The organism is Pseudomonas syringae, assembly GCF_001698815.1.
Classification (GTDB): domain Bacteria; phylum Pseudomonadota; class Gammaproteobacteria; order Pseudomonadales; family Pseudomonadaceae; genus Aquipseudomonas; species Aquipseudomonas syringae_A.
Window position 1 is genome coordinate 30,511 of record NZ_LGSI01000004.1, and the last position, 9,906, is coordinate 40,416.

Here is a 9,906-nt window from a genome sequence, read left to right on the forward strand (position 1 = left end):
CAGAGATTCATGTTTTCGATAAAAAAAGCCGGGCCACAAGTCCGGCGCCTTCAAGCCAGACCAAAAAAACTGGCGTTAATAAGAGCAGTAAAGGGAGCGTTACCGTGAAGAAAGTCAACACAGCTGCATTCGCCTTGTCCATCGCCACCTTGAGCGCAATGGTCCAGGCAGAGCCAACCAGCCAGGCATTCGTGCCCACCGAGCTGAGCTCGAAAAGCGCACAGGGAGAAGCCAACGGCTTTTTCGAAGACCAGCACCTGACCGGAACCACGCGCAACTGGTACGCCAACGAGCTGGCCCGTCGCGACACCAGCTTCTCGTACCGCAAGGGCGGTGACACGCCGACGCCAACCTCGCGCCGGATCAACTGGGTGCAAGGCACCATCGTCGACTACACCTCGGGCTTCACTCAGGGCACCGTCGGTTTCAGCACGGAAATGGCGCTGTACAACGCCATCGCCCTGGACCGTGACCGCAAGGACATGGCTGGCGGTTCGAACCGTACCTTGACCGAAAACGACGGCGACGCCGTGGGTCAGTGGAGCAAGATGGGCCTGGCCAACGTCAAGGCGCGGATCTCCAACACCACCCTGACCGGCGGCCGCCAGTCGGTGAACACGCCTGTGATCGCCTACATCGGCAACCGCGCGCTGCCATCGAGTTTCAACGGTTTCGCCCTCAAGAGCGACGAGTTCAACAACCTGTCGTTCCAGGCCGGTAGCTTCGACCGCGTTTCGCCGCGTACCGAACAGAGCCTGACCAAATTCCGCTCCGAATACGCCAGCACCACTGCCTTTGCCGATCGCATCGACATGGCCGGCGTTGACTACAAGCCGTTCGAGAGCCTGACCACCAGCTTCTACGCCTCGAACGTCGAAGACTTCTGGCATCAATACTACTTCGCCTTCACCCACGAACTGGGTGACACCGATGTACTGGGCCTGAGCACCAACCTGAACTACTACAAGACCAAGGATGCCGGCCAGCGCAAGCTCGGCCCTATCGACAACGACACTTACAGCCTGTCGTTTACCGCGACTCACCAGGCCCACAGCCTGACGCTCGCGTATCAGGAAGTCGAAGGCGACGAATACTTCGACTATGCCCACGAAACCAACGCCATCTTCCTGGCCAACTCCCTGCTCTCGGACTTCAACGGCCCTAACGAGAAATCCCTGCAGATCGGCTACGTGCTAAACATGGCCGAATACGGCGTGCCGGGGCTGAAGTTCAACGTTTACCAGGCGCGCGGCTGGGGCATCGACGGTACGCATTACAAAGGTACTGCCTATGACGTGAAGAGCATGGACGGCGAAAAACACTACGAATATGGCGTAGGCACTTCGTATACCGTACAAGACGGCCCGCTCAAGGCCACCGCTGTACGTGCGACCTACACCACGCACCGCGCCAGTGAATTCCAGGCGGATGGCAGCCTGAACGAGTTCCGTCTGGTCACCACCATTCCGTTCAACATCCTGTAAGCAACATCGACAAGGCCGGGCGGGCGCCCAGCGCATGCCCGGCTCACAGGCGTTACCTTAATGGAGGGTTCCTATTGAAACTGTTATCACTACGCAACTCGATTGCCCTGGCACTGTTCAGCGTCGCGGTCGGCGTCTCGGCAAAACCTCTGGTGGTCTGCACCGAAGCCAGCCCCGAAGGCTTTGATATCGTTCAGTACACGACAGCGGTTACCGCCGATGCCACGGCAGAAACCCTCTTCGACAAACTGGTCGCGTTCAAGCCCGGCACCACGGACACCGAACCGAATCTGGCTGAAAGCTGGGACATCAGTGAAGACGGTCTGACGTACACCTTTCACCTGCGCAAGGGCGTCAAGTTCCAGACCACCGATTACTTCAAGCCGACCCGGGAAATGAACGCCGACGATGTGTTGTGGAGCTTTCAGCGCCAGCTGGACCCCAAACATCCATGGCACGCAAAATCCCTCACCGGCTTCCCGTATTTTGAAAGCATGGGCTTCAATGACCTGCTGAAAAACATCGAGAAACTCGACGACCACACCGTCAGGTTCACCTTGGCACGCCCGGAATCGCCATTCCTGCGCGACCTGGCCATGCCGTTCACCTCGATTTATTCGGCCGAATACGCCGACCAGTTGCTCAAGGCCGGCAAGACCGCCGAACTGAACAGCAAGCCCATTGGCACCGGGCCGTTCATCCTGACCCGCTATGCCAAGGACGCCCAAGTCCGATATAAAGCCAACCCTGATTACTGGAAGGGTGTGGTGCCCAGCGAGGCGCTGATTTTCGCCATTACGCTGGACAGCAATGTCCGTCTGCAAAAGCTCAAGGCGAACGAATGCCAGGTCGCGCTTTATCCAAAGCCGGACGACATCGCCAGCATCAAGGCTGACCCCAATCTCAAGATTGACGAGATGGAAGCCATGATGACCAGTTACATCGCGATCAACACCACACATAAATACCTCAGTGATGTGCGGGTGCGTGAAGCGATCAATATGGCCTTCGATAAAAAGGCGTACATCAAGGCGCTGTTTGGCGAGGGCAAGGCCACTGAAGGCGTAAACCCTTACCCGCCTACACTGTTGGGTTATGCCACTGATATCCAGAATCCACCGCATGATCTGGAAAAGGCACGGGCATTGCTCAAAGAAGCAGGCGTACCGGAAGGCTACGAATTCAGCCTGTTCCTGCGCAATGGCGGTGCGGTGACCAACCCGAACCCGGCCCTGGGCGCGCAAATGATGCAGGCGGATCTGGCGAAAGTCGGGATCAAGCTCAATCTGCGGGTGCTGGAATGGGGCGAGATGCTCAAACGCGCCAAGGGCGGCGAACATGACATGGTGTTTGCAGGCTGGGCCGGCGACAACGGCGACCCGGATAACTTCCTGACGCCAAACCTGAGTTGCGCTGCGGCCAGTAATGGTGAAAATTACGCGCGCTGGTGCAACAAGGCATTTGAGGAAGCGATTTCCAAGGCTCGGGAGAAGACCGATCCGGCAGAACGCGCCGCCTTGTACGAGCAAGCGCAGCAAATCGCTCGCAAGGACCTGCCATGGATAAGCCTGGCGTACCCGAAACTGTTTACTGCAATGCGCAAGAACGTCGAAGGCTACCAAATCAGCCCGCTGACCAATAACAACTTCGCCACTACCCGGGTGAAGTAGAAGAATAATCCGGCGGGCTCATAACCCGAGACCCGCCGGAACACGCCTAACCGGCCGATGAGGTACACGAGAAGATGTTTAGTTTTATTGCCCGCCGAGTGGGGTTGCTGATACCCACCTTCTTCGGCATCACCTTGCTGACCTTCGCCCTGATTCGCCTGATTCCTGGCGACCCGGTCGAAGTCATGATGGGTGAACGCCGGGTCGATCCGGAAATGCACGCCCAAGCCATGGAACGTCTTGGCCTCAACAAGCCGCTTTATGCGCAATACATCGATTACGTCGGCAAGCTCGCTCAAGGCGATCTCGGCGAATCGTTGCGTACACGGACCAGCGTCTGGAGCGAGTTCACCGCACTGTTCCCGGCAACTCTGGAACTGTCGCTGGCGGCTTTGATCTTCGCGGGCATTCTCGGCTTGCTGGCCGGGGTCATCGCGGCATTGAAACGAGGGTCCCTGTTCGACCATGGGGTGATGGGTATCTCCCTGGCGGGATACTCGATGCCGATCTTCTGGTGGGGCCTGATCCTGATCATGTTCTTCTCGGTCACTTTAGGCTGGACCCCGGTTTCCGGGCGTATCGACCTGCTGTATGACATCCCGCCAAGAACCGGCTTCATGCTGATCGACACCTTGCTCAGCGATGAAGAAGGCTCGTTCCTCGACGCCTTGCATCACCTGATTCTGCCGGCCATCGTGCTGGGGACCATTCCGCTGGCCGTTATTGCCCGGATGACCCGCTCCTCGATGCTCGAAGTGCTGCGTGAAGACTACGTGCGTACGGCTCGCGCCAAAGGCCTGTCGCCCGCTCGCGTGGTATTCGTGCACGGTCTGCGTAACGCGCTGATTCCGGTGCTGACGGTGTTCGGCCTGCAAGTCGGCACATTGCTGGCCGGTGCGGTACTGACCGAAACGATCTTCTCCTGGCCGGGTATCGGCAAGTGGCTGATCGAAGCCATCGGCGCGCGGGACTATCCCGTCGTGCAGAACGGCATCCTGTTGATCGCCTGCCTGGTGATCCTGGTCAACTTCGTGGTGGACATCCTCTACGGCTTTGCCAACCCACGCATTCGTCACCAGCGCTGAGATCATTCCTATGACCACCACTACTCCAGCGGTAGCAGTCGATCAAAGCCTGCTCTACCCCTCACCGTACAAAGAATTCTGGCAAGCGTTCGCCAAGAACAAAGGCGCCGTTGCCGGCCTGATGTTCATGATCCTGATTGTGTTCTGCGCACTGTTCGCGCCGTGGGTCGCGCCCCATGATCCAAGCGAGCAATACCGCGACTTCCTGCTGACCCCGCCGGTCTGGCTCGAAGGTGGCCAATGGCAGTTCCTGCTGGGCACCGACGAACTGGGTCGCGATCTGCTTTCGCGTCTGATCCAGGGTTCGCGCCTGTCGCTGCTGATCGGTTTGTCATCGGTTGTGATGTCGTTGATTCCGGGCATCTTCATGGGCCTGCTGGCGGGTTTCTTCCCACGCATTCTCGGCCCGTCGATCATGCGCCTGATGGACATCATGCTTGCCCTGCCCTCGCTGCTGCTGGCTGTGGCCATCGTCGCGATCCTCGGCCCTGGCCTGATCAACACCGTGATCGCTATCGCCATCGTCTCGCTGCCTTCTTATGTTCGTCTGACCCGCGCGGCGGTGATGGGCGAGCTGAATCGCGACTACGTGACCGCTGCACGTCTGGCTGGCGCAACCCTGCCACGCCTGATGTTCATCACCGTGCTGCCCAACTGCATGGCGCCGCTGATCGTGCAGGCGACCTTGAGTTTCTCCTCGGCGATTCTCGATGCCGCGGCGCTGGGCTTCCTCGGTCTGGGCGTACAACCGCCGACACCTGAGTGGGGCACCATGCTCGCTTCGGCCCGGGACTACATCGAACGCGCCTGGTGGGTGGTAAGCCTGCCCGGCCTGACCATTTTGCTCAGCGTGCTGGCAATCAACCTGATGGGCGACGGACTGCGCGATGCGCTGGACCCGAAACTCAAAAATGCCGCCTGAGGAGATTCGTATGTCACTTCTAGAAATCAAGAATCTCAACGTCCGCTTCGGCGACGCAACGGCGGTGCCGGTTGTCGACGGCCTGTCCATCAGCGTCGAGAAAGGCGAAGTCCTGGCCATTGTTGGCGAATCGGGTTCGGGTAAATCCGTGACCATGATGGCGCTGATGGGCCTGATCGATCACCCCGGCGTGGTCACTGCCGACTCCCTGAACTTCGACGGCAAGGAGCTGCTGCAGCTCAATTCACGCCAGCGTCGCAAGATCATCGGCAAAGACATGGCGATGGTGTTCCAAGACCCGATGACCGCTCTGAACCCCAGCTATACCGTGGGTTTCCAGATCGAAGAAGTTCTGCGTCAACACTTGAACATGTCGGGCAAGGCCGCACGTCAGCGGGCCCTTGAACTGCTGGAAAAGGTGGAAATTCCCGGTGCCGCCGCGCGCCTGAATGCCTACCCGCACCAACTGTCCGGCGGCATGAGCCAGCGCGTGGCGATTGCCATGGCGATTGCCGGCGAACCAAAACTGCTGATCGCTGACGAACCGACCACTGCGTTGGACGTGACGATTCAGGCGCAGATCATGGACCTGTTGCTGAGCCTGCAAAAAGAGCAGGACATGGCCCTGGTGCTGATTACCCACGACCTGGCAGTCGTCGCCGAAACCGCCCAGCGCGTCTGCGTGATGTACGCCGGTCAAGCGGTGGAAGTCGGCAACGTTCCCGGCTTGTTCGATGTACCGGCGCATCCGTACAGCGAAGCACTGCTGGCGGCGATTCCGGAACACAGCATGGGCGCCGAACGTCTGGCGACTCTGCCAGGCATGGTTCCCGGCCGTTACGACCGTCCGCAAGGCTGCCTGCTGTCGCCGCGCTGCCCGTATGTGCAGGACAACTGCCGGACCCAACGCCCTGGCCTGGACCCGAAAGCCCATAGCCTGGCCCGTTGCTTCTATCCCCTGAATCAGGAGGTGGCGTAATGAGCGTCGTCTTAACCGCCCGTGACCTTACCCGTCACTACGAAGTGTCCCGCGGCCTGTTCAAGGGTCACGCGCTGGTGCGCGCCCTCAACGGCGTTTCGTTCGAGCTGGAGGCCGGCAAGACGCTGGCTGTGGTCGGCGAATCCGGCTGCGGCAAGTCGACCCTGGCCCGCGCCCTGACGCTGATTGAAGAGCCTTCATCCGGCTCACTGAAAATCGCCGGCAACGAAGTCACCGGCGCGACCAAAGAACAACGCAAGCAATTGCGCAAAGACGTGCAGATGGTTTTCCAAAGCCCGTATGCGTCGTTGAACCCTCGGCAGAAGATCGGCGATCAGCTGGGCGAGCCGTTGCTGATCAACACCAATCTGTCCGCCAAGGAGCGTCGCGACAAAGTGCAGGCAATGATGGCTCAGGTCGGCTTGCGCCCTGAGCATTACCATCGCTACCCGCACATGTTCTCCGGTGGTCAGCGTCAGCGTATCGCCCTGGCTCGGGCGATGATGTTGCAGCCAAAAGTATTGGTGGCGGACGAACCGACGTCGGCGCTCGACGTGTCGATTCAGGCGCAGGTGCTGAACCTGTTCATGGATCTGCAGCAGGAATTCAACACGGCCTACGTGTTCATCTCCCACAACCTGTCAGTGGTGCGTCACGTTGCCGACACGGTTTTGGTGATGTATCTGGGCCGCCCTGCGGAAATGGGCCCGAAAGAAGAGATCTACAACCGGCCGCTGCACCCGTACACCCAGGCGCTGCTGTCGGCGACTCCGACGATTCATCCTGATCCGCTGAAACCCAAGATCAAGATCATCGGCGAGCTGCCCAACCCACTCAACCCGCCCACCGGCTGCGCCTTCCACAAGCGCTGCCCGTATGCGACCGAGCTGTGCGCCACCGACGAACCGGCCTTGCGCCTGGTAGATAACCGCCAGGTTGCCTGCCATTACGCCGAGCAGTTTGTGGCGGCGTAAACCACTAGCCCGTAGGACCGGCTTTAGCCGGGAGAGCTTTCTCGCGGCTAAAGCCGCTCCTACGGATTTCCCTATTAGTAAACATCCCTCCTGTAACGCCCCTGCTCGATCAAATCCCCCACCGCTTGCGCGCCGAGGATCTCGATCAACGCCGCATCGACGCCCGCCGCCATGCCTTCCAGGCTGCCGCAGATATAAATCGCCGCACCGTCCGCCAGCCAAAGACGCAATTCATCCGCTGCCTCAAGCAAGCGATCCTGCACATAGACTTTCTCGGCCTGATCCCGGGAGAACGCCAGATCCAGGCGTGTCAGCTCGCCGGATACCAGCCACGCTTGCAACTGATCCCCGCAATGGAAGTCATGCGCTGCATTGCGCTCGCCAAACAGCAGCCAGTTGCGCGTCTGCCCTTGGGCAATGCGCCCTTTGAGCAAGCTGCGCAGCCCCGCCAGGCCAGTGCCGTTACCCAGCAAAATCACCGGGCACGGCTCGTCCGGCAGATGGAAGCTGCTGTTACGCCGTACCCGCAGGCTGACAGCTTCACCCAGCGCGACATGTTCGGTCAGCCAGCCGGAACCCAAACCAAGGCTGCCATCCGGATGCAGCTCCTGACGCACGATCAATTCCAGCACGCCGTCTTGCGCAATCGAGGCAATGGAATATTCGCGCATGGCCAGTGGCACCAAGGCATCAATCAACGCCTGAGCGTGCAGCCCCACCAAATGCGCACGATGTTGCGGCAATTGGCGACTCGCCAGGGCAATCTCGATGCTTTCGTCCAGACCGCCGACCTTGACCGACGTATCGCCCGCGATACCCAGACCGGCGAGAAATTGCTGGATCGCCGCCTGACTGTTGCGCGGCAGGATTTCCACCAGATCGCCCGCTGTCCACGTCAGCGAAGGCGGTGGCGTCAGGCCCAGCAAGAATACTTTCGAGCCGGTGCTGCCAGGGTTGAGGTGTTCGCGCTGGCAGAGTGTCCAGTTGTCATAGCTGGGCGCCTGCCACAACGTGGACGGCGTGCTGCCGGTCAGGTTGCCCAACTGCTGCTGCCATTGCTGCAGGGCTGCGGGATCGGCGCTGTCCACTTCAACCGAAGCGAACAGCGTGTTGCCGCCGCGCTCGGCGAGCCAGTCATGCAAACGGCGGGCAAATGCGCAGAAGTGCTGATATTGCCGGTCGCCCAGGCCAAGCACCGCGTAATTCAGATTGCCCAGCGCCAATTGACTGCCGAGCAACTTGCGCTCGAAACCCCGCGCGCTGTCCGGCGCTTCGCCATCACCAAACGTGCTGACCACAAACAAAGCATTCTGGCTCTGGCTCAAATCCCGTTCAGTCACATCCGCCAAACGCTGCACCTTGACCGGCATGCCTGCGGCCTGCAATTGGCCCGCAGTCTGCCAGGCCAGTTGTTCGGCAAAGCCGCTCTGGCTGGCAAAGCCGATCAACCACGCAGGCGCGTCAGTGGCAGCCGGAGCGGCTGAAACAGCACCGCGCGCATTACGCACTTCTTTCTTCTTGCGCCGGCGATCCAGATACAGCAGCCAGCCGGTAATAAAGAACAGCGGCATCATCAGCGCCGCAGCGGTCATGATGATCCGCCCGACGATGCCGAAGTAACTGCCGACGTGCAGCGCATAGTTGCTGATCAGCAATTGGCCGCCGAGGCTTTTTTCCGCGTAACGGGAAACTTCGCTGACCTTGCCGTTGGCCGGATCAAGGGTGATGGTGTTCAGCGCACGCGGGTGCGGCGAGTCCTTGAGCAGATAGAAAATCGTCGCCTGCTGGCCTGCGACGTTTGGCAGGCGAATGTTGTAGCCCGCCAGATCCGGGCCGGCCGCGGTCTTGATGCTGTTCCACACCGCAACATAATCGACGGTCGGCAACGGGCCTTGTGGCGCGCCTTTACCACCCGGACGGCCACCGCCACCGCCGCCACCTTTGCGCTGCTCGCCCGCAGGCGCGTCGCCGAGCAAGCGGGTCATGCCGTCTTTTACCCAGTCATAGGACCAAGTCAGGCCGGTGATCGCGAACAACAGGTAAAACACCAGGCACCAGGTGCCGAACACCGAGTGCAGGTCCCAGTTGAAGCTGCGACCTTTCTTCGCCCAGTCCAGGGTCAACCAGACCCGCCAGTTCAGGGCTTTGCGCGGCCAGCGCAGGTAAAGGCCGGACAAGCAGAAAAACACCAGAATCAGCGTGCAGGCGGCAGTGACTTGCTTGCCGTATTCGCCCAGCGCGAGAAAGCGGTGCAGCTTGAGGACGAAATCGAAGAAGCCCGCGCCAGTGGCGTCAGGCTTGAGGTCGCCGGTGTACGGATCGAAGTTGCGCATCGGCCCACGTCGCTCGCCCGGTGCCGGGGTGAAATACACTTGCGCGGCTTTATTGCCGACGGTTTCAACCCGCAGGATCGCGACGATCAGCCCGGTGGTGGACTCAAGCTTGCGCACCAGCTCAACCGGCGGCAACTGCTCGCCACGCTGTTCGACGTATAAGGCATCGGGACTGGTCCATTCAAGGATTTCATCCTCGAAGGAATAGATCGCCCCGGTGATTCCCATCAGGGCCAGCACCAGACCGGCCGTGATTCCGAAAAACCAATGGACTTGAAACAGGACTTTCTTCAACACCCGTGCTACCTCGTTCTCATTCATCCGTCGCGCCGCGCAGTATGCGCCAAACGGAAGACGTTCTCATTTGCTAACTGCCACCCAATCCCCGACCGCGCATCAAATACAAATCCGGTGTCCCCCCGAAGGAGCAGAAATGCAAATCCGGTAGGAGGGGACTTG

The 9,906-nt window shown here is 60.0% G+C and carries 7 protein-coding genes; 6 read left to right on the forward strand and 1 reads right to left on the reverse strand.

The window, feature by feature from the left end; genetic code table 11:
• The first annotated feature begins 104 nt into the window (after window positions 1-104).
• The 6 genes from AFK24_RS00920 to AFK24_RS00945 all read left to right on the forward strand — a co-directional run bounded on the left by AFK24_RS00920 (window position 105) and on the right by AFK24_RS00945 (window position 7,114).
• Window positions 105-1,484: an OprD family porin gene (locus tag AFK24_RS00920; RefSeq protein ID WP_065831458.1), complete on the forward strand. Its 1,380-nt coding sequence runs from the start codon at window positions 105-107 to the stop codon at window positions 1,482-1,484.
• 74 nt (window positions 1,485-1,558) lie between these two features.
• Window positions 1,559-3,154: an ABC transporter substrate-binding protein gene (locus AFK24_RS00925; protein WP_065831459.1), complete on the forward strand. Its 1,596-nt coding sequence runs from the start codon at window positions 1,559-1,561 to the stop codon at window positions 3,152-3,154.
• A gap of 74 nt (window positions 3,155-3,228) precedes the next feature.
• Complete coding sequence (locus AFK24_RS00930; protein WP_065831460.1) at window positions 3,229-4,239, forward strand: ABC transporter permease subunit; 1,011 nt, start codon at window positions 3,229-3,231, stop codon at window positions 4,237-4,239.
• A gap of 10 nt (window positions 4,240-4,249) precedes the next feature.
• A complete protein-coding gene (locus AFK24_RS00935; protein ID WP_020293117.1) occupies window positions 4,250-5,161 on the forward strand; it encodes an ABC transporter permease subunit in 912 nt (303 codons plus the stop codon).
• Window positions 5,162-5,171: 10 nt separating this feature from the next.
• Window positions 5,172-6,140: an ABC transporter ATP-binding protein gene (locus tag AFK24_RS00940; RefSeq protein ID WP_020293116.1), complete on the forward strand. Its 969-nt coding sequence runs from the start codon at window positions 5,172-5,174 to the stop codon at window positions 6,138-6,140.
• Window positions 6,140-7,114, forward strand: coding sequence for a peptide ABC transporter ATP-binding protein (locus AFK24_RS00945; protein WP_065831461.1), 975 nt, complete (start codon window positions 6,140-6,142; stop codon window positions 7,112-7,114). Before AFK24_RS00940 ends, AFK24_RS00945 begins: the two co-directional genes overlap by 1 nt.
• Before the next feature lie 74 nt (window positions 7,115-7,188).
• Here the strand turns inward: AFK24_RS00945 and AFK24_RS00950 are convergent, their stop codons facing one another.
• Window positions 7,189-9,741, reverse strand: coding sequence for a PepSY domain-containing protein (locus tag AFK24_RS00950; protein ID WP_065831462.1), 2,553 nt, complete (start codon window positions 9,739-9,741; stop codon window positions 7,189-7,191).
• Between the last annotated feature and the right edge of the window lie 165 nt (window positions 9,742-9,906).

Excerpts from the sequence above, each read along its gene's own strand:
- AFK24_RS00930 (WP_065831460.1), top strand. The coding sequence starts at position 3,229 with ATGTTTAGTTTTATTGCCCGCCGAGTGGGGTTGCTGATACCCACCTTC.
- AFK24_RS00935 (WP_020293117.1), top strand. The coding sequence starts at position 4,250 with ATGACCACCACTACTCCAGCGGTAGCAGTCGATCAAAGCCTGCTCTAC.
- AFK24_RS00940 (WP_020293116.1), top strand. The coding sequence starts at position 5,172 with ATGTCACTTCTAGAAATCAAGAATCTCAACGTCCGCTTCGGCGACGCA.
- AFK24_RS00945 (WP_065831461.1), top strand. The coding sequence starts at position 6,140 with ATGAGCGTCGTCTTAACCGCCCGTGACCTTACCCGTCACTACGAAGTG.